This is a genomic window from Butyricicoccus intestinisimiae, from assembly GCF_018918345.1.
In the GTDB taxonomy this organism is placed as follows: Bacteria; Bacillota; Clostridia; order Oscillospirales; family Butyricicoccaceae; genus Butyricicoccus_A; species Butyricicoccus_A intestinisimiae.
Genome location: NZ_JAHLQI010000003.1, coordinates 1 through 25,149, shown reverse-complemented (window position 1 = coordinate 25,149; position 25,149 = coordinate 1). Strand labels below are relative to the sequence as shown.

Here is a 25,149-nt window from a genome sequence, read left to right as displayed (position 1 = left end):
TATGCGAGTATTGATAAAGGGAGCAGGAGATCTGGCGAGCGGCATTGCTTGCCGACTGCATCAGTGCGGCTGTTCCGTTGTGATGACGGATCTCGCCGTCCCGACTGCGGTGCGCCGCACAGTGGCATTTTCCAGAGCTGTGTATGAGCGCAGCGCAGAAATTGAAGGGACAACCGCGCAGCTGTGCAGCAACATCGACGAGATGCAGAACGTATTGCGGCGCGGAGAAATCGCGGTGATGATAGATCCGGAGGCGAAGATTCGCGCGCAGTGGAAACCGGATGCCGTGGTAGATGCCATTTTGGCAAAGCACAATTTGGGAACATGCATAGACGATGCGCCGATCGTGATTGGCGTGGGTCCGGGATTTACAGCGGGAAAAGACTGCCATTGTGTGGTAGAAACCAAGCGCGGACACTATTTGGGCAAATGCATCTATACCGGCAGCGCGATTGCGAACACCGGTGTGCCGGGCAATATTGGTGGCTATACCACCGAACGCATTTTGCGTGCGCCGTGTGACGGCGTGTTTGAACCGGTGGCCGCAATTGGAGATACGGTTGCGCGCGGAGATATTTGCGCAACCGTCAACGGGATGCCGATGCGCAGTGAAATTACCGGCGTGGTGCGCGGATTGCTGCAAAGCGGTGTTGTCGTCACCAAGGGCATGAAGTCCGGTGATGTCGATCCGCGCTGTGAGCGGACGCATTGCTATTCGGTCAGCGATAAAGCAAGAGCGGTAGGCGGCGGCGTGCTCGAAGCACTGCTGCACCTGAATTTTTTGGCAAAGCAACGAGAGAACACAAGAGATGAGGTGACGGGAATATGATTACTATTCGAGAATTTTTGAAGGCAAGCTCTTTGGAAGAAGCGTGGAAGGCAAATCAGAAGCGCCCGAACCGCGTATTGGGCGGTATGGGCTGGATGAAAATGAGCAGCGGCAACGTTTCCGCTGCCATTGATTTGAGCGGCTTGAGTCTGGATCAAATTCAGGAGACGCAGGATGAATTTGTCATTGGTGCGATGGCAACGCTGCGGCAGTTTGAGACCCACGAAGGACTCAATGCGTATTTTGACCATGCGGCGCAGGAAAGTGTGCGGCATATTGTCGGCGTGCAGTTTCGAAATTGCGCGACTATGGGCGGCTCGGTTTGGCTTCGCGCCGGATTTTCCGATCCGTTGACACTGCTGCTGGCACTGGACTGCACGGTGGAACTGTATCAGGGCGACGGCAAATTGGTGCAAATACCAATCGCAGAATTCTGCCGGCAAAAGCCGGACAACAGCATTTTGACGGCGGTACATATTCAAAAGACCGGCCGCAAGATTGTTTATCAGTCGTTCCGCAACACGGAAACCGATTTTCCGGTGCTGACCGCAGCGGTCAGCGTCAAGGACGGCAAATATTGCGCGGCTGTCGGCGCGCGTCCGATGCGTGCGCGCGAAGTGTACGCGGACAACATTCCGGAACTGATAGAACAGGCCAAGGAACTGCCGTACCAGAACAATATCCGCGCATCGGCAGAGTATCGCCGGATGCTGTCTGGCGTGCTGATTCAGCGCGCAGCAGATGAGTTGGAAAGGATTAGAACAAATGGAAATTAAACTGAAATTAAACGGCAAGCAGATCGTCGATCTGATTGAGCCGGATATGCTGCTGCTGGATTTTTGCCGGAAGCATCACTGCAAGAGTGTCAAGCGCGGCTGTGAAACGTCCAACTGCGGTCTATGTACGGTGTGGCTGGACGGCACGCCGGTGCTCAGCTGCAATGTGCTGGCAGCGCGTGCTGCTGGACACGAAGTGACCACACTGGAAGGCTTACAGGAAGAAGCGCGCGAATTTGGCATGTTCCTTGCACGCGAAGGCGGCGAGCAGTGCGGCTTCTGTAATCCGGGCTTTATTATGAATGTGCTGGCGATGGAGCGGGAGCTGACAGACCCGACGGATGAAGAAATAAAGGAATATCTGTCCGGCAATCTGTGCCGCTGTACCGGCTATGCCAGCCATATGCGCGCGATTCACAAGTGGCTGAAACTGCGAAAGGAGGCGAAAGCATGAGATTACCAGATTCCAGAGAACCGGGAAAGTATGTCGGCACGCCGATTGTCAAGAAGGATGCAGAGGCACTTGTCACCGGCAAGCCGGTGTATGCAGACGATCTGGCACCGGAAAACTGCCTGATTATCAAAATCCTGCGTTCCCCGCACGCCCATGCCATGATTCGGGAGATTGATACCTCGAAGGCAGAGCTGGTACCGGGCGTGGAATGTGTGCTGACATACAAGAATGTGCCGCAGCATCGTTTTACGCAGGCGGGACAGACCTTCCTCGAAGCATCGCCGTATGACCGCTATATTCTCGACCAGCATGTACGCTTTGTCGGAGATGAAGTGGCAATTGTCGCGGCAGAAACCGAAAAAGCTGCCAACAAAGCACTCAAACTGATTAAAGTTACCTATGATGTTTTGCCGGCAATTCTTGACTTCCGTGAGTCACTGGACAATGAGACCTTGATTCATCCGGAGGATGACTGGACGGAGAGCGATTGGAGCCACGGCGACAACAAGCGCAATTCCGTCTATCACGAGGATGTGAGCCATGGCGATGTCGATGCGGTGTTCGCGTCCTGCGATGAGGTCATAGAGGAGACTTATCACACCATTGAGGATCAGCAGACGATGATGGAGCCGTTTACGGCGAACTGCTGGATGGATACCTATGGCAGACTGGTTATTCAGAGTGCGACGCAGATTCCGTTCCATGTTCGCCGCAATATGGCCAATGCACTGGGTATTCCGAAGAGCAAAATTCGCGTCATCAAGCCGCGCATTGGCGGCGGTTTTGGCGCCAAACAGACTGCGGTTGTCGAGCGCTTTCCGGCAGTTGTCACTTGGCTGACCGGCAAGCCGAGTAAGATTTACTATACGCGTGAAGAAACCATGATCGCGGGCAGCGCGCGGCATGAGATGGAAGTAACCGTCAAGCTGGGCGCGATGAAGGACGGTACAATTCGTGCGATTGAAGTCCATGCGCTGTCAAACACCGGCGCATACGGCGAGCACGGACCGACGACCATCGGTCTGGTAGGACACAAGTCCATTCCGCTGTACAGCGGCAAATATGAAGCATTTCGCTTTGTTGCGAATACCGTGTACAGCAATCATCCGAGTGCGGGCGCATATCGCGGCTACGGCGCAACGCAGGGCGTCTTTGCGATGGAGAACACGGTCAATTTGATGGCGCATAAGCTGGGCATTGATCCGGTAAAAATTCGTGAGCACAATATGCTGCACGAGGGAGACATTATGACGGCGTACAACAATGAGACCGCCAATGCCTGCGCGCTGGATCAGTGTATGGCGCGGTGCAAAGAAATGATGGACTGGGACAGCAAATTTCCGGCAAAGACCTTGCCGAACGGCCATATTCGCAGTGTCGGCGTGGCGATGGCGATGCAGGGCAGCTGCATCAGCTTTGTCGATGAGGCAAACGTCACCATCAAGATGAACGATGACGGTTTTTACAGTCTGCTTGTGGGCAGTACAGACATGGGTACCGGCAGTGATACCATTCTGGCGCAGATGGCGGCGGACGTTCTCGAGTGCGATTTGGATGACGTTGTGACATACGGTGTAGATACCGATACCTCTCCGTATGATTCCGGCTCCTATGCATCGTCTACCACGTATCTGACCGGCAATGCCGTCGTCAAAGCGGCGGAGCAGCTGCGCCAGAACATCACGGAGCAGGCGGCAAAGCGTCTGGAATGCCCGAAGGATGAAGTGGCGTTTGACGGCAAAATTCTGACTTGTGTGAGCACGGGCAGCAGCATCACGCTGAAAGAGCTGGCCAATCAGCTGCAGGGCGGTACGGAGGGCTGGCAGAGCGTCACCGCGGGCGGCAACAGTCCGGTATCTCCTCCGCCGTACATGGTCGGTATGGCAGAAATTGATGTGGATCCGGAGACCGGCAAGGTTGTTCCGATTAAATATACTGCCTGCGTGGACTGCGGCACGGTGGTCAACCCGAATTTGGCGCGCGTACAGACCGAGGGCGGCTTGATGCAGGGTCTTGGCATGGCACTGTATGAGGGTCAAAACTACAACGGAACGGGATTCAACCGCATGCGCAACCTGATGCAGTATAAAATCCCGACGCGTATGGATATTCCGGAAATTGAAGTGGATTTCCGCCAGAGCTATGAGCCGACAGGCCCGTTTGGCGCAAAGAGCATTGGTGAAATTGTCATCAATACGCCGTCTCCGGCGATTGCCCATGCCATTTTCAATGCGACCGGCGTGATGCATCATGAACTGCCAATTATGCCGGAGCATGTGTGGCGCGGCATACAGGAAAAGAAACAGCAGGGATGATTGTCTGTATTTTGCTCGCGTCCGGCTTTGGACGCCGCTTTGGGTCGAACAAGCTGCTGTATGAAGTGCATGGAATTCCCATGTATCAGCATGCGCTTCATATGCTGCAGGCGCTGTCTCAGCAGACGATAGACGGGCAGCGCATACAAATCATCGTTGTCAGTCAGTATGCATGCATAGAACAGCACGCACAAGAGCTGGGCATGCGCGCTGTGCACAATGCGGATGCCGCGGAGGGAATCGCGGCATCCGTGCGGCACGGCGTACAGGCGGCGCGGCAGGCGGACTGGCTGGCGTTTTTTACCGCCGATCAGCCGGAGCTGCGGGCGGAAACCGTGCGGGAGTTTCTGACGCGGGCAATACACAGCGGCAAAACACTGGCCTCGGCTGCGTCAAACGGCCAGCCGGGCAATCCAACGCTGTTTTCCGGCGCTTGGCGTGAGGAGCTGTTAAAGCTGTCCGGAGATACCGGCGGGAGAAAAATCATGAAGCGACATCCGGATGAAATCTTTTGGTTTGAGATTCCGGAATCTGAACGCCGCGATTGGGATGTTCCCATATTGACAAACAACGACTGATTCAGTAAACTAAGGCTATAAAGAAGTGACCACGTAAGAACTCGTATTCTTTGGAAGAATGCGGGTTCTTTTTGGAAAAGCGAATGTCTTGAAAAAAACATTCGGAATAAGAGGCACGTATTATGATTTATCCATTTAATAAGAAGCTGCGTTCCAATCCGCGGGTGCGGCTGTATGCGGAGGATGACCGCTTTTTTGGACCGGGAACCAAAGATTTGCTGGCGGGCATTCGAAAAACTGGCTCTGTACAGCAGGCGTGTGCGCAGATGGACTTGTCGTACTCCAAAGGCCGGCATATGATTCGGCATATGGAGGCGGCGCTGGAGACAACACTTGTCGAGCGCACGCGCGGTGGTGCAGGCGGCGGCAGTGCGGCGCTGACGCCGGCGGGAGAGTATCTGCTCGATCAGTTTGCCGCATATGAGCAGGCGATCAAACGCTATGCGCAGCAGCAGTTACAGCAGTTTTTTCCGATAGAGGAACAGGAGGGAGAGCAGACATGAAGCTGATACGAACCGAAGACGCAGTCGGACAGGTGCTGTGTCATGACATCACACAGATTATCAAGGGCGTGACGAAGGATGCCGTGTTCCGCAAGGGACATATCATTCGAGAACAGGATATTCCTGTTTTGCTCCGTGTGGGAAAAGAGCATATTTACATCTGGGAAAATAACGAAAATATGCTGCATGAGAACGATGCGGCAGATGTTCTGCGCGCCATTTGTCAGGGCGAGCATATGCACGCCTCAGAAGCCAAAGAAGGCAAAATTGAGCTGATTGCGGACATAGATGGCCTGCTTATGGTTGACTTGGACGGCTTGCGCCGCGTCAACAGTCTCGGTGAAATGATGATTGCCACGCGTCCTTCCGGCTTTGTCGTCAAAAAAGGCGAGAAGCTGTGCGGCACGCGCATCATCCCGCTGGTCATTGAAAAAGAAAAAATGCAGCGGGCAAAAGAAGCGGCGGGCGAGAAGCCGCTCATTCAGCTGTATCCGCTCAAGAAAAAGACCTTTGGCGTTGTGACGACGGGCAGTGAGGTCGCAAAGGGTCTTATTCAGGACACATTTACCGATGTCATTGTGGAAAAGCTCGGAGAATATGGCTGTACCATGACGGCGCACGTTTGTCCGGGCGACGATGCGGCGGTGATTACGCAGACCATTCAAAACATGCTGGCAAACGGCTGCGACATGGTATTTTGCACGGGCGGCATGAGCGTGGATCCGGATGACAGGACGCCGCTTGCGATTCGCAATACCGGTGCGCAGATTGTTTCGTATGGTGCGCCAGTGCTGCCGGGGGCGATGTTTCTTGCGGCGTATATGCCGGATGGCCGTCCGGTGTGCGGATTGCCCGGCTGTGTGATGTACGCGAAACGGACGATTTTCGATCTGGTTTTGCCGCGCTTGCTGGCAGATGTGCCGGTCACGGCGGAATGGCTTGCAGGACTTGGAAACGGCGGTCTGTGTTTGAATTGTGACGACTGCCATTTTCCGAACTGCGGATTTGGAAAGGGTGTATAAACATGGAACACAAGCTCACGCACATAGACGAAGCGGGAAATGCTGTGATGGTGGATGTTGGAGAAAAGCAAATCACCCATCGAACGGCGCTTGCCCGCGGCGAGATTCATATGAACGAAGCGGCGTTTGCAGCGGTGCGTGACGGCACGGCGAAAAAAGGCGATGTACTCGGCGTTGCACAAATTGCCGGCATTATGGCTGCAAAGAAAACCGCGGACTTGATTCCGCTGTGTCACCGCTTAAATTTGACCAATTGCAAAGTGACGTTCATGATGCACCCAGACCGGAAAGCAATCGAAGTTTGTTGTTTGGCTGCCTGCGACGGCAAGACTGGTGTGGAGATGGAAGCGCTGACAGGCTGCCATATCGCACTGCTGACAATCTATGATATGCTCAAGGCGGCGGACAAACACATGACCATGACGGATATTCATCTTGTGGAAAAGCATGGCGGCCGCAGCGGCGATTTCTCGTATCAGCAGGTGACGCCGTGACCGACCAATTTGGAAGAAATATCAAGTATCTGCGCGTTTCGATTACAGACCGATGCAATCTCAAATGCTTTTACTGTATGCCGCATGGTGCACCGGCGGTACAGCATCGGGACATTCTGCGCTATGAAGAAATTGCGCGAATCGTGCGCATTGCCGCCTCTCTCGGCATCACAAAGGTGCGCATCACCGGCGGAGAGCCGCTGGTGCGCAAGGATTGTGTGCAGCTGATCAAAATGATACGAGAGATTCCGGAAATTGACACGATAGCCATGACGACAAATGGTATCCTGCTGCCGGAATATTTGTCAGAGCTGGTGCAGGCTGGTCTGAACGCAGTGAACATCAGCTTGGATACACTGCAGCGGCAGCGATTCCGAGCGATTACCGGCTGTGATGGGATGCCGGATTGGAAAGCACTGCTGCGCTGCTGCGTGCAGGCGGGGATAACCACAAAAACAAACACGGTTTTGCTGGCGGAAAATCGGGAGGAATGGGCAGAAATTGCCGCGTTGGCACAGGAATTCCCCATTTGTGTCCGATTTATTGAACAGATGCCGCTGGGACAGGGAATCATGGACGAGCAACACACGGCGCAGGCGGTTTTGGAACAGCTTCGCGGCCGATGGAGCGACCTGCGGCCTGCCAAAACACAAGATTGCAGCGCACCGGCGCGATACTATACCAGCGGCAAACTCATGGGAGCCGTTGGCGTCATTGCGCCGATGACCCATCGGTTTTGCAGGTCGTGCGACCGTGTACGGCTGACGAGCACCGGACAGCTCAAGCCGTGCCTGAGCTATGCCACGCATGTTGACGTGCGCGCGCGGTTGCGCGGCGGCGCATCGGATGAGGAAATACAAGAGCTGCTGCGCCAGAGCATCTATCAAAAGCCGGCAAACCATTGTTTCGGCATGCAGACAGATGATGCTGAACGGCAGACGATGAATCGGATTGGAGGATAAGATGGGAACAGTGACGGCTATTTGTATCAGCAAACAGCGCGGTACACCCAAACAGCCGGTTTCCAGTGCACAATTTGTGCCGGATTACGGCATACAGGGTGATGCACATGCGGGAAATTGGCATCGGCAGGTCAGCCTGCTGCAGCAGGAAAAGATTGACGCCTTTCGGGAACGCGGCGTGGCAGTTGCTGCGGGTGCGTTTGGAGAAAATCTTGCGGTGACGGGAATTGATTTTCGCGCCCTGCCGGTGGGCACGCAATTACAGTGCGGCGAAGTTTTGCTGGAAATCACGCAGATTGGCAAAGAATGTCACACGCATTGCGCCATCTATCAGCGTGTTGGAGACTGCATCATGCCGCGGGAAGGCGTGTTTGCCCGCGTCCTGTGCGGCGGCACCATCCATGTCGGCGATGACATGCAATGCATTGCGCGGACACAGCCGTTTGCGTTTCAGGCGGCCGTGATTACATTGAGCGATGCGGGAGCCGCAGGTGCACGAGAGGACAAAAGCGGACCGATGATTGTACAGCGCCTGCGCGAAAGCGGATATGCGGTAATCGAACAGCTGCTGCTGCCGGACGGACGCGAGAGATTGGAACACGAACTCATTCGCTTGTGTGACCAGAGACAGCCGGATTTGATTTTGACGACAGGCGGCACCGGTTTTTCACAGCGAGATGTCACGCCGGAGGCAACGCTTGCCGTGGCAGATAGACAGGTGCCCGGCATTGCCGAAGCCATGCGGGCGGCGTCCATGCAGATTACCAAACGGGCGATGCTGTCGCGGGCGGTTTCCGTCATTCGAGGACGAACGCTGATTATCAATCTGCCGGGCAGCCCGAAGGCGTGCATGGAGACGATGGATGTGTTTATGGATACCATTCCACATGGATTGGGACTTTTGCGCGGGATGGTACACGACTGCGCACGAGCGTAAAATATTTTTTTTCAGAAGGAGTACCATCAAATGAAAAAGAAAAGCAAAGCGATAGCAGCGTTGCTGGCGCTGGCAGTGAGCATGACAGCGTGCCTGACCGGCTGTGGCAGAACAAATACAAACACCAACGCGGATGCCAGTGAAAAGGCCGAACTGGTTGTTTTTGCGGCGGCGTCTATGACCGAAACGCTCAATCAAATTAAGACCGATTACGAAGCACAGCATAAAGACATCACGCTGACGTATAACTTTGATTCCTCCGGTACGCTCAAGACCCAGATTCAGGAGGGCGCGACCTGTGATGTGTTCATTTCTGCTGCGCAGAAGCAGATGGATCAGCTGGACGCTTCCAAGGACAACACAGCCAATCCGGAGCAATTGGATTTCATCAACAGCGACAGCCGCATGGATTTGCTGGAAAATAAGGTTGTGCTGGTCGTGCCGGAAAACAACTCGAAAAACATCAACAGCTTTGATGACCTCAAGAGCAAGCTGGAGAGCGGCGATGTGCTGCTGGCGATGGGCAACAGCGATGTACCGGTTGGTCAGTACACCCAGAAGATTTTGCAGTACTTCGGACTGGATGAGAAGGCACTGGCAGATGCCGGTGAAATCACCTATGGTTCCAATGTCAAGGAAGTGACCACACAGGTTTCCGAGGGCAGCGCAGATTGCGGCATTGTCTACTATACCGATGCATACAGCGCAGGTCTGAAGGTTGTCGGCGAGGCAACCGAGGAGATGTGCGGCAAGACCATCTATCCGGCAGCTGTCATGAAGAACAGCCAGCATCCGAAGGAAGCACAGGAATTCTTGGATTATCTGCACGGCGATGCCGCAACGCAGGTTTTTGAGAAGGTCGGCTTTGTAGCCGTACAGTGAGTATGGATTGGTACCCGTTATATAATTCCCTGCGCATTGCGGGAATCAGTTGTGTGCTGGTGTTCTTTGGCGGCATCTTTTGCGCGTACTATGCGGCGCGGCTGCCGCGTGTGCTCAAAGGAATCTTGGATGTTGTTTTGACCTTGCCGATGGTGCTGCCGCCGACGGTGTGCGGGTATTTTTTGCTGCTGATTTTTGGCGTCAAACGCCCATTGGGACAGTTTTTGACGCAATATGGTATCCAGTTTGTCATGACTTGGTACGGCGGCATTTTGGCAGCGGCATTTGTCTCATTTCCGCTCATGTATCGAACGGCGCGCGGTGCGTTTGAAGCCTTTGATCCGAATCTTGCCTATGCGGGCAAAACGCTGGGACTGTCTAATACCTATATTTTCTGGCGCATTCGGATGCCTGCGTGCAGACAGGGGATTCTGGCGGGAACCGTGCTGACCTTTGCACGCGCACTGGGTGAATACGGCGCGACCAGTATGCTGATTGGATACACGCCGCGAAAAACTGCGACGATTTCCACCACGGTGTATCAGCTGTGGCGCACCAATGATTCCGCCGGCGCGTGGAGATGGGTACTGGTCAATCTTGCCATCAGTACCGTTGTGCTGCTGGCTGTGAATCTGTTGGAAAGCAAACAGAAAAAGGCGGTGAAAGCATGAGCCTGCGTGCGGAGATTCATAAAAAATTGGGAGCATTTTCACTGGACATCTCATTAGAGACACAGGGCGGCGTGCTCGGCCTGCTCGGCGCATCCGGCAGCGGCAAAAGCATGACACTCAAATGCATAGCCGGCATTGAAAAGCCGGACAGCGGATATATTGCGCTGGACGGAACCGTGCTATTTGACAGCAAGCGCGGTATCAATCTTGCACCGCAGCAGAGAAAAGTCGGATATTTGTTTCAGAGCTATGCGCTGTTTCCGCATATGACCGTGCGGCAGAACATCCTGTGCGGATTAAAATGGGAAAAGCGGCGCGAAATCCGCGAGCAAAAATATCGGGACATACTCAAGCTTTTGCAGCTGGAAGAGCTGCAAAAGCATCGGCCGCATCAACTGTCCGGCGGACAGGCACAGCGAACGGCACTTGCCCGCATGCTGGTCAACGAACCGCATTTGCTGCTGCTGGATGAACCGTTTTCCGCGCTGGACAGTCATTTGCGCGAGAAACTACAGATGGAGCTGCGCGAGCTGCTCAAGCGCTACGGGCGGGACGTCCTGCTTGTGACGCACAGCCGAGATGAGGCCTATCATATGTGCGGACAAGTGGCGGTTTTGCATCAGGGAACAGTGCTGACACAGCAGGAGACGCGGGATGTATTTGCGGACCCGCAGTCGGTGCAGGCTGCTGTTTTAACCGGCTGCAAAAACATTGTCTCTGCACAGAAAAGCGGGGAGTATGCCGTATGGGTGCCGGAATGGGGTGTTCAGTTTGAGACGGCGGCACCGGTGCGTGATGGCCTGCGGGCAATCGGTATCCGCGCACATGCGTTTGATCCTGCCGTTTCAAGCAACCGATTTTCGGTTTCGTGGGTCGGAGAGATGGAAGAACCGTTTGAATGGATTACACAATTTCGGTTTGCCAACCAGCAACAGACGGCGGCGCCGGTTTGGCGGCGGTTTTCCAAACGCATTGCGATGGAAAAATATCCTACGCAATTAGGAGTGAGTCCGCAGGACATTTTGCTGCTGTACCATAGATAAAATATGAAAAAACTGCGCTTTCATCTGCGCAGTTTTTTATATTTCGTCGAATTCTGTCTGAAATGCAGAAAAATATGGGATAGCAGAAAAATCTGTGCTATAATACAGTCAACGTTTACAAATTTTTAATAATTACAGGAGGAAATATGGAAAATCAAAAACAGTATGTGACCCCTTATGACTTTAAGGGCAAGCTCCCGCTGAAGCAGGCGATTCCGCTCGGTCTCCAGCACGTGCTGGCGATGTTTGTCGGCAATCTGACGCCGCTGCTCGTCATCATGAGTGCGTGCGCTGCAATCGGAGATGCGCAGTCGTTCATGGCGATTCAGGTTTCTCTGCTGCAGAACGCGATGCTGGTTGCCGGTATTGTAACGCTGGTTCAGCTGTTCTCGATTGGACCGATCGGCGGACAGGTGCCGATTATCATGGGTACCAGCTCCGGATTTATCGGTGTATTCAGCAGCGTTGCCAATGTCATGGGCGGCGGCATTATCGCGTACGGCGCGATGATGGGTGCATCGATTGTCGGCGGTTTGTTTGAGACGGTTTTGGGCGCATTTCTCAAGCCGCTGCGCCGATTCTTTCCGGCAATCGTGACCGGCACGGTCGTATTGTCCATCGGCCTGTCGCTGATCAGTGTCGGCGTCAGCTCGTTTGGCGGCGGTTCCAGCGCAAAGGATTACGGCTCTCTGGAAAACCTGCTGCTGGGCTTGGTCGTTATGATTATCATTCTGGCATTCAAGCACTGCGCAAAGGGACTGGCAAGCTCGTCTTGTATTTTGATTGGCATTATCTGCGGATACATTATCTGTGCAATCATGGGTGCGTGTCTCGACACCACAGCAGTCGGCGCAGACGGCGTGGAATACACCAAGGCTTGGGTGCTCAATTGGAGCAAGGTTGCGGAAGCATCTTGGTTCGCCGTTCCGAAGTTTATGCCGGTCAAGCCAGTTTTTGATGCCCGCGCAATCATTCCGGTTGGCATCATGTTTATTGTAACGGCAGTTGAGACGGTCGGTGATATTTCCGGCTGTATCGAAGGCGGTATGGGCAGAGAGGCAACTGACAAGGAACTGTCCGGCGGCGTTATGTGTGACGGCGTTGGCTCCAGCTTTGCGGCTCTGTTCGGTGTTCTGCCGAATACATCGTTCAGCCAGAACGTAGGTCTTGTGACGATGACGAAGATTGTCAACAGAACAGCACTGGGCTTTGGTGCCATTTTCCTGATTGTCTGCGGTCTGTGCCCGAAGTTGGCTGCATTGGTATCCATCATGCCGCAGAGCGTACTCGGCGGCGCAGCTATCATCATGTTCTCGTCCATCGTGCTCAGCGGCATTCAGCTGATTACCAAGGATCCGATGAGCGCACGCAACATGAGCATTGTGTCGGTTGCTCTGGGTCTGGGCTATGGCTTGGGCGCAAACAGCGATGTGCTGGCAGGTCTGCCGAGCTACATCTCGCTGATTTTCGGCGGCTCCGGCATTGTTCCGGCAGCACTGGTTGCAATTATCCTGAACATTGTTCTGCCGAGAGAAAAGGCTCCGGCAGAGGAGAAGTAAATAGAGTCGGATAAAATAAAATCCCATCTGCATTTTGCAGATGGGATTTTTGTTTACCAGATGCCGGTTTTTCTGCGAAGGGCATAATAGCGGCTGTCATCCATTGCCATGACCTTTTCAATCGGAACCGATTTCCATACCGGCATCTTCATCTTGAACTTTGTCCAGAAGTATGCGTAAATGCCGAGTGCGAGAATGGAAACACCGGCGACTGCCCAAATTATCAGACGCTCGTGCATGTCGTTGGAGATGTAGAAAATCATGTACGAGGTACCGAGAATGCCAATCAGCGGAATGATTGGGCCGAGCGGAATTTTGAAGCTGCGCGGCGCCTTTGGCATCTTCCTGCGCAGAATCAACACGTCGATGTGCGCGAAAATGTACGTAATCATCCAGAAAACCGAGCCGACCAAAATCAAAAATTCAATCATTTCGGAAGAACCGTCCGAGATATACGCGAACAGGAACATGGAGACCGAAATCAGAATGACACCGATATACGGACAGCCGCGCTTGTTGGTCTTAGCGAAAATCTGCGGCAGCATGTTCATCTTTGCCATGCCTTCGCCGATGTGCGCCAGACCGTTGACGCCGGAGTTCTGTGTGCTGACAACGGCAAGCGCTGCAACAAAGGTCATCCAGATTTTTCCGGTGTTGCCGAGCAGTGCTTCGCCGTACAGCATATGCGGTGCAGCGGAATTCATGAGGTCAGCCCACGGGGTGTAGTGATAAAATCCGAGAACCATGATAATCTGCATGACCAAAATGATAAGCAGACCGAGCGACATGCCGAGCGGAACATTTTGCTTGGCGTTCTTTACGTCCTTGGAAATCGGAATCGCAAATTCTGCGCCGATGAACAGCCAGAATGCCGTGGCGGTCATCGAGATGACCTCTCCGGGGCTGGATGCCATGACGGCAGGCTGTTCGACAACCGTGCCGGTACCCAGCTTGAACGCGCCGATCAGACCCATGACGACCATGGAGCCGACGAGCAAAACGGCTACCAAATCCTGTACCTTGGCGAACATATCCACGCCGTATAAATTCGCAACCATGATGAATACCATCATAACTGCCGTGTACACAATGCTTGGAATCGGAAGCGGAATGACCGATGACATCGCATAGGCAAAAATAGAAGCCTCAACACCGGATGACAAAATGTTGCAAAGCAGGTATCCGCCCACCATCGAGATAATGGTGGGGAGAGGTCCCATGCAGGCAAGCGTATATTGCGCCAGACCGCCGGTGATATTCGGCATCAGGGCGTTTAGCTCAGAGAGAGAAGCGATGGTTGTCAGATTGAGCAGACACGCGGCAATCATCGCGCCGATAAAGACAATGCCGATTTCGCCGGCACCCTGTCCCAGTGATACCAGACAGCTGGTCGCAATGACTAAGCCGACAGAAGTGGAAACGACACTGCGGAGTCCTAATTTTTTTTCTTCCATTTGTACATCACCCGATTGTTACAGTGCATCAATGCCTTCGTCGCCGGTGCGCACCTTGATGACGTTGTCGATGGAGTAGACGAAAATCTTTCCGTCACCGATGTGGCCGGTATACAGCACCTGCTTGACTTTTTCTACAATGTTGTCGACGTCTTTGGTCTCTACAACCAGATTGATCTGCTGCTTGGGGAGCAGCGCAATCTCGGCATTTTCCTTGATTGCAAATTCCTTGGTACCTTTCTGAATGCCGCAGCCCATGACCTGCATAACGGTCATGCCGCGCACGCCCAGATGGTTGAGCTCAGACTGTAATTCTGAATATTTGGCAAAGCTCGTGATGATTTCAATTTTCGATAATCCTGTAGCCATATCGGTTCCTCCTGACGGTTATAAATCTGCCATTTCCTGTAAATATTGTTCGGGGGTCAGACCTGCAAATTTGTGGAATTCTTTCACCATGTGAGATTGGTCAAAATAGCCGCTCTTTTGTGCCAGTTCAAAGATGCCCAACTCCTTGTGATGCGCCATTTCGTCCAGCGCGTTTTGAAAGCGGACGATTTGTTCGAACGCTTTGGGGCTGATACCGTGGATTGTTCGGAAGGCACGGCGCACATAGCATTCGGAATAACCGGTTTCCTGCGAAATTTCGCGGATGGAAACCTGACCGTTTGTTTCATAAATGCGCTTGCGGATATAGTGTTCGATGGATGCTTTGCTGTCTTGGCACGTCGCGGAGCGGCTGACCTTTGACAGCATCGTATGAATCTGTGCCGCCTGCTCTTTCAAGGTTTTCGCTTCGCACAGCTGTTCGGCAATATCTGTGCCATAGCAGTCTGTGGGCAGCTCGATATCCGTGTTGACGATGTCATCAATACAGATACCATCCGGCAGAATACACTGACCGGGACGGAACCGGACGCCGAAATAGCGGCAGCTCGCTTCAAATGGCCAGTACTTCATGCGGAGCACCGTCCCGCCGAGAAAGCAGCGGACGCCGTTTGCCCCAATCGCATATGTGAGATCGACACAGCCATCCGGCACTGCGTGAATCGGCAGGGTGGTGGGTTCTTCTTGAAAGATATAATACGAAAAAATATTTTTGTCATGGGACGGGATACTGTGATAGCCTGTCGCGTTTTTCTGCACATACGGCTGCCGCAGATTCATACATATACACCTCTTAAGCCATGTCAGGCTTATCCCACAGAGGCAGCTTTACGCCGATTCCATTTTTTCGTGCATTTCTGTACACTTCATCGCCCCAAGCGATGTCTTCGACCGGCATGCCTCCGACGGAATAAATGATGATGTCATCATCGCTTTCGCGGCCTGAACGTTTTCCTGTAATGACGTCGGAGAGGTCGATAATATCTTCTTTCTTGGCAAGACCTTCGTGCACCAGATCCGTAAACAGAGAACCGACAATACAAACGGTGTCATACGTTGGATATGGATATTCTTCTTCCCATGCCTCGTACAGTCCGTAGTGGTCAACCACCATCTTGGCGCGCTTGGCAACAAACTCGTTGCTGTCAAATTGTGCGGCGGACGGCATGGAAATCAATGCACCCTTTTTAATCCACTCCTCCTTGATGAGTGGGAACGTCGAGGCGTCATTGAGGACGGTCGTGGTAAAGCTGATAATATCGCTGTCTCGAACGGCTTGTTCTTCGTCTTTGCAAATGATGATGTTGGTCAGCTGCGGATACTCGGCTTTTGCCCAAGAAATAAAGTTGTCGAGGGATTTCTGACCGCGTCCCTTGACCTTCAGCGTGTCCAGATGCGGGCAGACTGCCATGAATGCGGCAAGAGAGGTCTTGCCCATGACGCCCGGGCCGATGATGGAAACAATGCGGGAATCCTTGCGCGCCAAGTATTTGGCGCCGACACCCGGAATGCCGCCGGTACGGTAAGAGCTGAGCAGGTTTGCGGACATCAGGGCGAGCGGTGCGCCGGTGTCCTTGTCGTTGAGCATCATCATCAGAATGGAACGCGGAAGTCCCTTCTGTTTGTTCTCAATGTTGGAACCGTACCACTTCATGCCGGCGAGCTGATGGCTGCCGCCGAGATATGCCGGCATTGCCATAAAGCGGCGGTCCGGACCGTTCTTCGGCATGCCCGGAAACTGCGGATGATCCGGAAACATAATCATGCAGCCGTGCGAGTTATGATTCTCGCCGCCCATCATAAAATCGCCCTTGTTTAAGGTGACCAGCAGATCTTCCATGCAATCAACACATTTCGCCATGTCCTTGACGCCGGCTTTGATCATGTCCGGTTCGGACAGGTACAGAAAATCTATTTTGGTATCCTTGGTATCCATAGTGATCCTCCTTCACATACTTGCAAAGAAGAAAAGGCGCCAAATGAAGAATCATTTGACGCCTTTGTCTTCTATTAATCTAGCACAATTCTCACGCGGATGCAAGTGCTTTATGCTTTCTTTTATTGTCTACATTGTACAAGGTTTCGCGCAGCTTGTCTTGTAAAAAACGATACAGCGATTATTTGTTTGGCATAAACCGATTTGGAGCCAGCGCGCTGATGTCTACCACTGTCGGTTCTCCATGCAGAATCTGCGACAGCATGTAGCCGACAACCGGTGCTGTGCCGAAGCCGTGACCGGTGAAGCCGCAGGCGACAGTAAGACCTTCGGCATCCGGACAGTTGCCGATGAACGGCACGCCGTCAAATGCGTTGTCCAGCCAGCCGCACCAGCTGCGCACGACTTTTGCCTCTGCCAGCTGCGGGATATAGCCCATCACGGCGCGGCAGCTCGCGGATAGTGTCATTGAATTGGTGTACAGCTTGGATGGGTCATCCATGTCAGTGACTTCTTCATAGCCGCATTCGGAGCCAAAGACAAACGAGCCGTGGTGCGCCTGATGCCCGTAAAAATCGGCATCCGCCGTGCCGAGCATGATGTCAAACATGTGCGGCTCCATCTCTGTGACGAACATTTCGTCAATCAGGCGGGTCATTGGTAAATCCACACCGACAGAACGGGCGATGGCGCGGCTTTCGTATCCGGCTGCGAGCAAAATCTGTTCGGCCTCCAGCACGGTGCCGTCCTGCAAAACGACCTGCCGAACCTTGCCGCGTATCTTGCGCAGCATCGCAACTGGCGCATCGGTAAAGAACTGTACGCCAAGCTCCAGCGCGCGCTTGTAGTATCCGAGCGTTGTGGTCAGCGGGTTTGCATGACCGTCTGTCGGACACCAGCTCGCGCCGATAATATCCTTGGACAGATAGGGACAAAGCTCCTGCACCTCTGCTGCATCGACCATTTCTACGCCCAGACCGACGGATTGCGCATTGTCTGTCAGGGTTTGCAGCTTTTTGAGGTGGGTTTCGGTTTTGCCGAGGCGCAGATTGCCCTTCTGCGTGTATTCAACATCAACGCCCAATTCTTCGGACAGTGTCGGCCAGAAATGCTGAATGCCGTACATGGCGTAGGGCAATTCGCGCACATCGCGGCCGGACTGGCGGACACCGCCGCCGTTTCTGCAGCTGCCGCCGTGTCCGATGCTCTTGGTAGCCTCCAAAACGATGACTCGTTTGGTTCCGGACTTTGCCAGATAATAGGCTGCGGCGCATCCGACGATGCCGCCGCCGATAATGATTATATCTGCTGTTTGACTCACGGTTTGCCACCGTCCTTTCCTAAAATCTGCATTTCCATCGGACGCATCGGGGCACGAGCGGAAGCGGGCTCTACATAATCCGGTGCTTCGTGCAGCTCCGCTGCCATAATTGCTTTGACGAGCTTTCCGCAGGTTTGTCCCTGACATAAGCCCATGCCGTTTCGCAGATACCGCCGCATTTCTTCTATCGTAAAAATGCCTTCGTGTACGGCGCGGCGGATTTCGCCGCGGGTCACTTCTTCGCACCGACACACCAGAAAATTATCGTCTGCGCCGGGGATAAATGGGCCAATCTCTTGTAATTTTGCCTGAATATCAATCATGAGTTATGCCTCCTCCGCGCGATAAAAACGGGCGCTCATCAGCATATTGCTTGGAACCTTGATGGTGAGCAGATTGGTGTGGTCAAAGGCGGGACTGGTGCGAACGTTTGTGACTTCGCAGGCACAGACCGCCTTGCCGTTTCTGCCGTATGCGATGCCGTGATCGCCGACTTTTGGCAGCGGGAAAAATTCATACGGCATGGTGACCTCGCCATAGCCCGGTTCTACTTCCTCTTCGATTAAGAAAATTGCCTGTCCGGAACACGATGCGACGCACATGCCGCAGCCGATACATGGATGTTCCTCATCGACAACTGGCAGAGACGTGATGTTGCTGCCGATTTTGATACAGCCTTTGCGGCAGGCGTCCTGACACGGGTTGCACGGGATGTTCTGCGTGCACTCAATGACCGGATGGATGCGGCGCTGCTTGGTGACGCCGGGAAATCGTTCGATTTCATCGTCTGCGACAAAACCGTGTGCCAACAGATTGGAAGAAATATCAATGCCTTCCTCGGTCTTTTGGATGTTCTTGCCGCGGTTTTTCGGAGCGAACATGCCCTGTCGCAGGGTGTCCAGCTGTGCTTCCAATTCTGCCTTTCGGCTCTCTTTTTCTTTCTGTGTGGCAAAGCCGAGATAGGCTGCCATAGCGATGCCGCTGATGCGACCTTCAATCATTGCGGAGCTTGCTTCCTCGATGCCGGAGACATCGCCTGCGGCAAACACGCCCGGCTGGCTGGTCTGTCCGTCTGCATCGCAGGCCGGTACATAGCCGCCCTTGGTGTCCAACATGCTGCAGCCTGCCTGACTGAGCAGCTGAGACATCGGAGACAGACCGACGGCCAAACAAATAATATCGACATCGAAATGCTTTTCCGTGCCGGGAACAATCTTCCAATCCGGTCCGACCTGACCGATTGTCACGCCGGTCACACAGTCTTTGCCTTCCGCCTCTACAATCGTGTGGGACAGATAGAACGGAACGCCGCAGCGGGCGACCTTCGCGGCGTGCACGCCGTAGCCGCCGATACGCGGCGCGGCATCACACAGAGCAACGACGTCACAGCCTGCCTGCATGAGCTGGAAGCTGACGACCAAGCCTACATTGCCGGAGCCCAGCATGAGCACGCGCTTACCCGGCAAAATATGATGTAAATTCATCATGGTCTGTGCGGCACCGGCGCCGATGACGCCCGGCAGTGTCCAGCCCTTGAAGTTGACCATGTTTTCTGAAGCGCCGGTTGCAATCAAAATGCTGTCGCCCTTGTAGTGCTGCAGCTGCTCGCCGACGCGAACCGTGATTTCCCGATCCGGATACAGGCCGACAACAGCGGCATTCAGAACGACTTCCACGCCGTACTGCTCTGCTTCCGCGAGCAGCTCTTTGCCGATTTGAAAGCCGCGGATTTTTGCCTTGTGCTCTTTTGAGCCAAAAAACTTATGAATCTGCTTAAACAGCTGACCGCCCGGCTTTGCGTTTTCATCGAATACAATGGGCTTGACGCCATGCTTGGCTGCTTCGATCGCGGCGGATAAACCTGCAGGGCCAGCGCCCACGACAATCATATCATATCGTTTGATTTCCATTGTTCACACCTCTTTTTTCGCCTGAACACCGTATTGCGTCTGTACATGCATGCCTGCGGCAAGCGGGGTAATGCAGGTACGAACATTGGGCTTTCCGTCTACAATCATGACACAGTCGGTACATCTGCCGATGGCACAAAATACGCCGCGCGGTTCGTGTTTTTTTGCGGTATAGCGGTGAACCATCACGCCGTTTACTTTTAACGCTGCCATAATCGGCTCTCCTTCGATACCCTCCAGAGGATTTCCGTCATAATAAAACGTGACTTTCCGACCCTCCGGACTCTCTCCTAAAATCGGATGATTTTGAATTCGATCCATCCTCTGTTCCTCCTCGGTATATCTGTTGAAATCAAAAAGGCGTCGATCAGGGCTTGTTCCTGACCGACGCCTTTGTCTTAGCTTGTCTCTTAGTATAGAGACTGCAAGATAAATTGTCTTGTAAAAAACGATACTATTTGTCTTGTTTATCAGCGAAGGGCGGAACAGTGCCGTCCGATTCGATGAAAACACGCGTGTATTCTTCCGGCAGCGGAACGGCGGAATCTGCAAGTAGCAGAGATTCCTTCTTTGCTTTGCTCAGGTGCTTGAGCTTGTATTCCAGTCGGGATGCCGCTGCGCGGTCGGCGCTGCGCCAAGCGGCTTCCATGCGTACGGGACGGTGCACGGCGGTATATTTTGCGCCGCCGGACAGCTTGCCGCAATGCTGGGCAAAGCGGCGGGCGGGATCGGTTGTGATGCCTGCATAGAGCGAGTGATCTTCACAGCGCAATAGATAGGTATAAAACATGCGTCAGCTCCTTTTTGCGAGATGCACTCAGTATAGCACATCGAAAGATGACAAATACAACAAAACAAAACGGAACAAAGCACGTTGTTTTATTAACAATGACGATAAAGTGCAAACTTATGACGGAAAAGTGAAAGACTTTACAGTGCGAAAGATGCTATACTGATGCCAGCAAGAAAAGGAAGCATACGAAAAGGTATTCGTGCATTTTAAAATGCAAATTATGGAAAATTTTGTCGTATTATGGCATGAAATGCGGAGAAAGTGAGGCGGAAAAATGAAAATGAAAAAGGCGTTTGCTGCTATCTTAGCGGGAACAATGTGTGCCGGCATGCTGGTGGGCTGTGGCACATCGCAGGCGACACAGAGCGATTCGAAAACAGACCGTGCGGTCAAAGTATCCGATTATGACGGCGAAATCACCTTGGTCATTGCAACAAAAGATGAATTTTTGGGAACATTGGATAATGCTGTCAAAGCTGCCGCTGAAATCAATAATGTAGAACTGCATTCCGTGGATTGCGGCGCAGATCAGGATAAACAGAATGATGCGGTGCGTGCGGCGGCAGAAAATGGAGTGGATGCGCTGATTGTCAATCTGGCGGATGACAGCCGCGCACAAGATGTCATAGATGCGGCGGGAGATATTCCGATTGTATTTGTTAATCGCTGCCCGAAGGATACGTCTTTGCTCAATGACACCCATGTATATGTCGGTTCGGATGAGTCCACCTCCGGCGTGATGCAGGGCGAATTGCTGGCAGATGCGCTGAAAAAAGATGGACAAACTGAGGCACATTACTTTATGCTGAAGGGTACGGAAGGACTGCTGCACACAATGGCACGTTCGGAGGATGTTATTGAGACGCTGCAGAAAAACGGCATTACCGCCGAAGAAACCATTCCGGCGATTGACTGTGATTTTTCGCGCAGCGTAGCAATGGAAAAAGTCAATGCGCTGCTTGCAAACGGCGCGGATTTCTCCAAGGTGGATACCATTATTTCCAACAACGATGATATGGCGCTTGGTGCGATTGAAGCACTGAAACAGGCGGGTGTGGATACATCCAAGATGAAAATTGTGGGTATCGACGGCACTCAGATCGGCCTGCAGGCAATTTTGGACGGCGATATGACGGCGACCGTATTCCAGAGTACGTCGGGACAGGCGGCGGCATCGCTGCAGGCGGCAATCAACTTGGCGTCGAAAGAAAAGGTCAACACCGGTATTTCGTACCAGCTGGAAGATCACACCATTTGGGTTCCATTTGAAAAGGTTACGGAGGACAATGTCGGGGACTATTATTAAACCATCTGCATTTAAAAAAACTCTCGCTTCGGCGAGAGTTTTTTTCAGCGGCGATACCGCTTGATAAATGGGAGATCCATGCAGAGCATGACGAGAAAAGCGATACCGGCAAACAGCAGGAGATAAACAGTATGTCTGCCGCGTGCCCATTGCGACAGAATCATGAGCGGAGAACCGGCGGATGGCAATTGCAAAAACATGTAATTGACGTGAAACTGTGTATCAAACCAGTATATGGGCGGGATAACGCAGCACAGAAACAAGAGCGGCTTCCAAATGGCAGACAGCCGCGGCACAATTTCACCGGCGGCAGTTTGTGCCACAATATATAAGACAAGGAGCGCGTGCGCCAAGAAACTGTGCAGCGAGACAAAACTGAAAAACGGATACATCGTCCAGTCCGGAAATACCAACGCACAGCAGGCGCCCGGCAAACATAGTGTATAGAGCGTCTGGCTGAGCCAGTCCGGTTTCCACAGGCTGTGCAAAACACAAAGATAGACGGCAAGCCCGCACAAATGCAACGGCAATTCATAGATGGATAATCCGCCCATGCGCCAGTACACAGCATACCGCAGCATATCTGCCAGAAAGAGGAGCAGACCAAGTGTGCGTGCGCATCGTCGGCGCTTCCGATCCGGCAGTTTTTTATACCATCGTGCGCCGAACAGACAAAACAGCAGGATGGCGGCAAGTATACACAGGTGCGGTGCAGAAAACAACGAAAAGCCGACACCGCGCGGCAGATGTGACGCATACGTGAAAAACATGGCAGCTGTCCTCCGTGAAAAAAATCCGCCCTGCAGGAGCGCAGGACGGATTTGCACTTATTTTTTAAACGGCCAAATCTCAAATCCGAGTTTTTTGCGCGTGCGGCGATACACAAAGTATACCCACAGCGTTGGAATGTTAGTCACAAGAAAAGAAAGAATTACTGTGACAGTCATGGCGATCACGCCGTATCCCTGTGCCTGCATCGTTTCCACAACAGAGGGAATCGACTTGACGATGGAAAAGAGAGAGAGAACGAGAAAAGCGGCAGGCATGCCAATGCCCGCATATTTGGACGGACGCTTGGCGAGCATGCGTTCAAAATACCAAAGACCAAGCGCAATGACAGCCAAAACAATGAAACTGCCGATGAGAGCGGGTACGATAGTCAAAACAGAAACCCTCCTGTTATTCCGAAAGCTCCAGCATCTTCAAGATAATGGAAGCGGAGGTGTGTGCAGCTTCATCAATAAAATTGTCATACGATGTATCGGCGGCATCATCGGCAGCGTCCGACATGGTGCGGATGACCAGATACGGCTTGCGGTACATATAAGCTGCATGGCCGATGGCAGCACCTTCCATTTCAACACAAGCCGGTGTGTACCGTTCGTTGATGGACTGCTTGACAGCGGCGTCGTTGACAAAGACATCGCCGGAGACAATGCGGCCGCGGCGCCAGCGGTGTTCCATTTCCGGAAGTGCCTGACAAGCCCGTTCACACAGAGAAATCAGCGAAGAATCTGCTGGGAAAAACGCGCGCTTCGGATAATACTTGAGCATCACTTCGTCCTGATCGTGGAAACCGACCTCATCGCTGATGACAATGTCAAGAATTTTGAGTCCGTGCGCCATTGCGCCGGCAATACCAATGTTTATGATGCAGTCTGCTTCAAACTGGTTCATGACAGCCGCTGCGCAAACAGCAGCGTTCACCTTGCCGACGCCGCAGCAGACAAGAACAATTTGCTCCCGACCGACTGTGCCCTCATAAAATACGGTTCCGAACAAGGGCGTTTCGGATGTGATGGTCATCTTGCTGCGAATTAGATCGACTTCTGCGTCCAATGCGCCGAGAATACCCCATTTCATAGTGATAATTTCCTTTCTGATTGAAAAATTCGTGTATCTCTATTATAAAAAGCGGACTTGCATTCGTCAATGCAAATTCGTATAATGGAGCATGAAAACATTGCACATAAAAAGGAGCGGAACAATATGAAGCGCATTGCAAGCTTTTGTATCAATCACGATACGTTGACAGAGGGTATGTACACTTCGCGCGTAGACGGCGACGTTGTGACATATGATATTCGCATGGTAAAACCGAATCACGGTGTATATTTGGATCCGCCGGCGGCGCATACATTTGAACACTTGTTTGCTACCTATGTAAGAAACACAAAGTATAGCGATGAAGTTGTATACGTAGGCCCGATGGGCTGCCGCACGGGATTCTATTTCCTTGTTCGCGATACCATGGGTCAGGATACAGCGATTCAGCTGGTAAAAGAAACCATGCAGTTTGTCTGCGAGTTTGAAGGAATCATTCCGGGTTCTGCAAAGGAAGAGTGCGGCAATTATCTTTCTCACGATTTGGAAGGCGCAAAGCGTATTGCAGAGAAGATGAGAACGGTTCTGAAAGACTGGACGCCGGAACAGTTGACCTATCCGGAATAAACATCTGAACTTTTTTGAAAAACTTCCCAAAAAGTGTTGACAAGTGTCGAGAAAAATGATATCCTATTCAGGCACTCGACGAGAGCGCGAACGTCAAATGAATGAAAAGCAATGATCGGAAGAAAAAAGTGCTTGACAGGATGGCGAAAACGTGCTAAACTAATTGAGTTGCAGCCGAGAAATCGGTTGAAACACATCAAAATATGTTTGAAAAAGAAATGAAAAAAGTTCTTGACAAACCTCTGAAAATGATGTAAAATGAATAAGCTGCTCAACTGAGTAGCGAAAAACATTGCACCTTGTAAATTAAACAACGTAACTTGAACGAATTACAAACCTGAAATTCTTTTGAAGTTTATACTCAGAAAGAGAACCGGGCGCTGTAAAACCGGTATAGAAATAACAGCAAGCCAGCATATAGCTGAAATTTTTGATTATAACGAGCTATGCTCGTAATAATACAATTTTTTAGAGAGTTTGATCCTGGCTCAGGATGAACGCTGGCGGCGTGCCTAACACATGCAAGTCGAACGAAGCACTGAGACTTCGGTTTTTGTGCTTAGTGG

28 protein-coding genes and 1 rRNA gene are annotated in these 25,149 nt (G+C 52.5%); 17 read left to right on the top strand and 12 right to left on the bottom strand.

From position 1 onward, the window contains the following. The first annotated feature begins 1 nt into the window (after position 1). The 14 genes from yqeB (at position 2) to KQI75_RS06600 (ending at position 13,025) form a co-directional block, all read left to right on the top strand. Positions 2-829: a selenium-dependent molybdenum cofactor biosynthesis protein YqeB gene (gene yqeB / locus KQI75_RS06665; protein ID WP_216469966.1), complete on the top strand. Its 828-nt coding sequence runs from the start codon at positions 2-4 to the stop codon at positions 827-829. Next, on the top strand, positions 826-1,605 hold the full coding sequence (locus tag KQI75_RS06660; protein WP_216469965.1) for an FAD binding domain-containing protein: 780 nt from the start codon (positions 826-828) through the stop codon (positions 1,603-1,605). Before yqeB ends, KQI75_RS06660 begins: the two co-directional genes overlap by 4 nt. After that, positions 1,595-2,059 carry a (2Fe-2S)-binding protein gene (locus KQI75_RS06655; protein WP_216469964.1) on the top strand — a complete coding sequence of 155 codons (465 nt, stop codon included), beginning with the start codon at positions 1,595-1,597 and terminating at the stop codon, positions 2,057-2,059. The genes KQI75_RS06660 and KQI75_RS06655 overlap by 11 nt, the downstream gene beginning before the upstream one ends. Continuing rightward, positions 2,056-4,374 carry a xanthine dehydrogenase family protein molybdopterin-binding subunit gene (locus KQI75_RS06650; RefSeq protein ID WP_216469963.1) on the top strand — a complete coding sequence of 773 codons (2,319 nt, stop codon included), beginning with the start codon at positions 2,056-2,058 and terminating at the stop codon, positions 4,372-4,374. The genes KQI75_RS06655 and KQI75_RS06650 overlap by 4 nt, the downstream gene beginning before the upstream one ends. Further along, positions 4,371-4,952 (top strand): nucleotidyltransferase family protein, encoded by a 582-nt coding sequence (locus KQI75_RS06645; protein WP_216469962.1) that lies wholly within the window; start codon positions 4,371-4,373, stop codon positions 4,950-4,952. The genes KQI75_RS06650 and KQI75_RS06645 overlap by 4 nt, the downstream gene beginning before the upstream one ends. Positions 4,953-5,074: 122 nt before the next feature. Then, positions 5,075-5,455 (top strand): winged helix-turn-helix domain-containing protein, encoded by a 381-nt coding sequence (locus KQI75_RS06640; protein ID WP_216469961.1) that lies wholly within the window; start codon positions 5,075-5,077, stop codon positions 5,453-5,455. Next, the gene (locus KQI75_RS06635; protein ID WP_216469960.1) at positions 5,452-6,477 is read left to right on the top strand and encodes a molybdopterin-binding protein; all 1,026 of its coding nucleotides are present in this window, start codon (positions 5,452-5,454) and stop codon (positions 6,475-6,477) included. Before KQI75_RS06640 ends, KQI75_RS06635 begins: the two co-directional genes overlap by 4 nt. Before the next feature lie 2 nt (positions 6,478-6,479). After that, a complete protein-coding gene (gene moaC, locus KQI75_RS06630) occupies positions 6,480-6,971 on the top strand; it encodes a cyclic pyranopterin monophosphate synthase MoaC (protein WP_216469959.1) in 492 nt (163 codons plus the stop codon). Continuing rightward, positions 6,968-7,933 (top strand): GTP 3',8-cyclase MoaA, encoded by a 966-nt coding sequence (gene moaA, locus KQI75_RS06625; RefSeq protein WP_216469958.1) that lies wholly within the window; start codon positions 6,968-6,970, stop codon positions 7,931-7,933. The genes moaC and moaA overlap by 4 nt, the downstream gene beginning before the upstream one ends. 1 nt (position 7,934) lies before the next feature. Next, positions 7,935-8,870, top strand: a complete 936-nt coding sequence (locus KQI75_RS06620) for an MOSC domain-containing protein (protein WP_216469957.1) — start codon at positions 7,935-7,937, stop codon at positions 8,868-8,870. A 30-nt stretch (positions 8,871-8,900) separates the two neighbouring features. After that, positions 8,901-9,752, top strand: coding sequence for a molybdate ABC transporter substrate-binding protein (gene modA / locus KQI75_RS06615; protein WP_216469956.1), 852 nt, complete (start codon positions 8,901-8,903; stop codon positions 9,750-9,752). Positions 9,753-9,754: 2 nt separating this feature from the next. Then, on the top strand, positions 9,755-10,423 hold the full coding sequence (modB, locus tag KQI75_RS06610; protein ID WP_216469955.1) for a molybdate ABC transporter permease subunit: 669 nt from the start codon (positions 9,755-9,757) through the stop codon (positions 10,421-10,423). Continuing rightward, on the top strand, positions 10,420-11,466 hold the full coding sequence (locus KQI75_RS06605; RefSeq protein WP_216469954.1) for a sulfate/molybdate ABC transporter ATP-binding protein: 1,047 nt from the start codon (positions 10,420-10,422) through the stop codon (positions 11,464-11,466). The genes modB and KQI75_RS06605 overlap by 4 nt, the downstream gene beginning before the upstream one ends. A 146-nt stretch (positions 11,467-11,612) precedes the next feature. Next, entirely contained in the window at positions 11,613-13,025 is a 1,413-nt protein-coding gene (locus KQI75_RS06600; RefSeq protein WP_216469953.1) for a uracil-xanthine permease family protein, read from the top strand. 53 nt (positions 13,026-13,078) lie between these two features. Here the strand turns inward: KQI75_RS06600 and KQI75_RS06595 are convergent, their stop codons facing one another. The 9 genes from KQI75_RS06595 to KQI75_RS06555 all read right to left on the bottom strand — a co-directional run bounded on the left by KQI75_RS06595 (position 13,079) and on the right by KQI75_RS06555 (position 20,823). After that, positions 13,079-14,479, bottom strand: coding sequence for an APC family permease (locus tag KQI75_RS06595; RefSeq protein WP_216469952.1), 1,401 nt, complete (start codon positions 14,477-14,479; stop codon positions 13,079-13,081). A gap of 18 nt (positions 14,480-14,497) precedes the next feature. Next, a complete protein-coding gene (locus KQI75_RS06590; protein ID WP_216469951.1) occupies positions 14,498-14,848 on the bottom strand; it encodes a P-II family nitrogen regulator in 351 nt (116 codons plus the stop codon). A gap of 18 nt (positions 14,849-14,866) precedes the next feature. Continuing rightward, complete coding sequence (locus KQI75_RS06585; protein WP_216469950.1) at positions 14,867-15,646, bottom strand: helix-turn-helix domain-containing protein; 780 nt, start codon at positions 15,644-15,646, stop codon at positions 14,867-14,869. 13 nt (positions 15,647-15,659) lie between these two features. Then, the gene (locus KQI75_RS06580; protein ID WP_216469949.1) at positions 15,660-16,802 is read right to left on the bottom strand and encodes a tyramine oxidase subunit B; all 1,143 of its coding nucleotides are present in this window, start codon (positions 16,800-16,802) and stop codon (positions 15,660-15,662) included. Between the two features lie 181 nt (positions 16,803-16,983). Beyond that, complete coding sequence (locus KQI75_RS06575; RefSeq protein ID WP_216469948.1) at positions 16,984-18,123, bottom strand: NAD(P)/FAD-dependent oxidoreductase; 1,140 nt, start codon at positions 18,121-18,123, stop codon at positions 16,984-16,986. After that, a complete protein-coding gene (locus KQI75_RS06570; RefSeq protein ID WP_216469947.1) occupies positions 18,120-18,446 on the bottom strand; it encodes a (2Fe-2S)-binding protein in 327 nt (108 codons plus the stop codon). The genes KQI75_RS06575 and KQI75_RS06570 overlap by 4 nt, the downstream gene beginning before the upstream one ends. Before the next feature lie 3 nt (positions 18,447-18,449). Beyond that, positions 18,450-20,027 (bottom strand): FAD-dependent oxidoreductase, encoded by a 1,578-nt coding sequence (locus tag KQI75_RS06565; RefSeq protein ID WP_216470248.1) that lies wholly within the window; start codon positions 20,025-20,027, stop codon positions 18,450-18,452. Between the two features lie 9 nt (positions 20,028-20,036). Beyond that, positions 20,037-20,354, bottom strand: coding sequence for a (2Fe-2S)-binding protein (locus KQI75_RS06560; protein ID WP_216469946.1), 318 nt, complete (start codon positions 20,352-20,354; stop codon positions 20,037-20,039). 133 nt (positions 20,355-20,487) lie between these two features. Beyond that, positions 20,488-20,823: a GIY-YIG nuclease family protein gene (locus KQI75_RS06555; protein ID WP_216469945.1), complete on the bottom strand. Its 336-nt coding sequence runs from the start codon at positions 20,821-20,823 to the stop codon at positions 20,488-20,490. Between the two features lie 277 nt (positions 20,824-21,100). Between KQI75_RS06555 and KQI75_RS06550 the strand changes: the two genes are divergently transcribed. Next, a complete protein-coding gene (locus KQI75_RS06550) occupies positions 21,101-22,132 on the top strand; it encodes a substrate-binding domain-containing protein (RefSeq protein ID WP_216469944.1) in 1,032 nt (343 codons plus the stop codon). Between the two features lie 44 nt (positions 22,133-22,176). On the opposite strand, the gene KQI75_RS06545 is transcribed toward KQI75_RS06550, so the two are convergent. The 3 genes from KQI75_RS06545 to KQI75_RS06535 are packed head-to-tail and all read right to left on the bottom strand — an operon-like array spanning position 22,177 to position 23,995. Continuing rightward, positions 22,177-22,902 (bottom strand): YwaF family protein, encoded by a 726-nt coding sequence (locus KQI75_RS06545; RefSeq protein WP_216469943.1) that lies wholly within the window; start codon positions 22,900-22,902, stop codon positions 22,177-22,179. Positions 22,903-22,959: 57 nt separating this feature from the next. Continuing rightward, the gene (locus tag KQI75_RS06540; protein WP_216469942.1) at positions 22,960-23,295 is read right to left on the bottom strand and encodes a hypothetical protein; all 336 of its coding nucleotides are present in this window, start codon (positions 23,293-23,295) and stop codon (positions 22,960-22,962) included. A gap of 16 nt (positions 23,296-23,311) precedes the next feature. After that, positions 23,312-23,995, bottom strand: a complete 684-nt coding sequence (locus tag KQI75_RS06535) for a 5'-methylthioadenosine/adenosylhomocysteine nucleosidase (protein ID WP_216469941.1) — start codon at positions 23,993-23,995, stop codon at positions 23,312-23,314. Between the two features lie 126 nt (positions 23,996-24,121). On the opposite strand from KQI75_RS06535, the gene KQI75_RS06530 reads away from it, so the two are divergent. Then, positions 24,122-24,583, top strand: a complete 462-nt coding sequence (locus KQI75_RS06530; RefSeq protein ID WP_216469940.1) for an S-ribosylhomocysteine lyase — start codon at positions 24,122-24,124, stop codon at positions 24,581-24,583. A gap of 465 nt (positions 24,584-25,048) precedes the next feature. Then, positions 25,049-25,149: ribosomal RNA gene (locus KQI75_RS06525) — 16S ribosomal RNA — on the top strand; the annotation flags it as partial.

What these genes read in the sequence shown, in the direction of transcription:
- modA (WP_216469956.1), top strand. Translation starts at nt 8,901, where the DNA reads ATGAAAAAGAAAAGCAAAGCGATAGCAGCGTTGCTGGCGCTGGCAGTG.
- KQI75_RS06530 (WP_216469940.1), top strand. Translation starts at nt 24,122, where the DNA reads ATGAAGCGCATTGCAAGCTTTTGTATCAATCACGATACGTTGACAGAG.
- KQI75_RS06620 (WP_216469957.1), top strand. Translation starts at nt 7,935, where the DNA reads ATGGGAACAGTGACGGCTATTTGTATCAGCAAACAGCGCGGTACACCC.
- KQI75_RS06580 (WP_216469949.1), bottom strand. Translation starts at nt 16,802, where the DNA reads ATGGATACCAAGGATACCAAAATAGATTTTCTGTACCTGTCCGAACCG.
- modB (WP_216469955.1), top strand. Translation starts at nt 9,755, where the DNA reads ATGGATTGGTACCCGTTATATAATTCCCTGCGCATTGCGGGAATCAGT.
- moaC (WP_216469959.1), top strand. Translation starts at nt 6,480, where the DNA reads ATGGAACACAAGCTCACGCACATAGACGAAGCGGGAAATGCTGTGATG.
- KQI75_RS06605 (WP_216469954.1), top strand. Translation starts at nt 10,420, where the DNA reads ATGAGCCTGCGTGCGGAGATTCATAAAAAATTGGGAGCATTTTCACTG.
- KQI75_RS06590 (WP_216469951.1), bottom strand. Translation starts at nt 14,848, where the DNA reads ATGGCTACAGGATTATCGAAAATTGAAATCATCACGAGCTTTGCCAAA.
- KQI75_RS06650 (WP_216469963.1), top strand. Translation starts at nt 2,056, where the DNA reads ATGAGATTACCAGATTCCAGAGAACCGGGAAAGTATGTCGGCACGCCG.
- KQI75_RS06555 (WP_216469945.1), bottom strand. Translation starts at nt 20,823, where the DNA reads ATGTTTTATACCTATCTATTGCGCTGTGAAGATCACTCGCTCTATGCA.
- KQI75_RS06640 (WP_216469961.1), top strand. Translation starts at nt 5,075, where the DNA reads ATGATTTATCCATTTAATAAGAAGCTGCGTTCCAATCCGCGGGTGCGG.
- KQI75_RS06595 (WP_216469952.1), bottom strand. Translation starts at nt 14,479, where the DNA reads ATGGAAGAAAAAAAATTAGGACTCCGCAGTGTCGTTTCCACTTCTGTC.
- KQI75_RS06550 (WP_216469944.1), top strand. Translation starts at nt 21,101, where the DNA reads ATGAAAATGAAAAAGGCGTTTGCTGCTATCTTAGCGGGAACAATGTGT.
- KQI75_RS06560 (WP_216469946.1), bottom strand. Translation starts at nt 20,354, where the DNA reads ATGGATCGAATTCAAAATCATCCGATTTTAGGAGAGAGTCCGGAGGGT.
- KQI75_RS06535 (WP_216469941.1), bottom strand. Translation starts at nt 23,995, where the DNA reads ATGAAATGGGGTATTCTCGGCGCATTGGACGCAGAAGTCGATCTAATT.
- KQI75_RS06660 (WP_216469965.1), top strand. Translation starts at nt 826, where the DNA reads ATGATTACTATTCGAGAATTTTTGAAGGCAAGCTCTTTGGAAGAAGCG.
- KQI75_RS06585 (WP_216469950.1), bottom strand. Translation starts at nt 15,646, where the DNA reads ATGAATCTGCGGCAGCCGTATGTGCAGAAAAACGCGACAGGCTATCAC.
- KQI75_RS06600 (WP_216469953.1), top strand. Translation starts at nt 11,613, where the DNA reads ATGGAAAATCAAAAACAGTATGTGACCCCTTATGACTTTAAGGGCAAG.
- KQI75_RS06655 (WP_216469964.1), top strand. Translation starts at nt 1,595, where the DNA reads ATGGAAATTAAACTGAAATTAAACGGCAAGCAGATCGTCGATCTGATT.
- KQI75_RS06645 (WP_216469962.1), top strand. Translation starts at nt 4,371, where the DNA reads ATGATTGTCTGTATTTTGCTCGCGTCCGGCTTTGGACGCCGCTTTGGG.
- KQI75_RS06545 (WP_216469943.1), bottom strand. Translation starts at nt 22,902, where the DNA reads ATGTTTTTCACGTATGCGTCACATCTGCCGCGCGGTGTCGGCTTTTCG.
- yqeB (WP_216469966.1), top strand. Translation starts at nt 2, where the DNA reads ATGCGAGTATTGATAAAGGGAGCAGGAGATCTGGCGAGCGGCATTGCT.
- KQI75_RS06570 (WP_216469947.1), bottom strand. Translation starts at nt 18,446, where the DNA reads ATGATTGATATTCAGGCAAAATTACAAGAGATTGGCCCATTTATCCCC.
- KQI75_RS06635 (WP_216469960.1), top strand. Translation starts at nt 5,452, where the DNA reads ATGAAGCTGATACGAACCGAAGACGCAGTCGGACAGGTGCTGTGTCAT.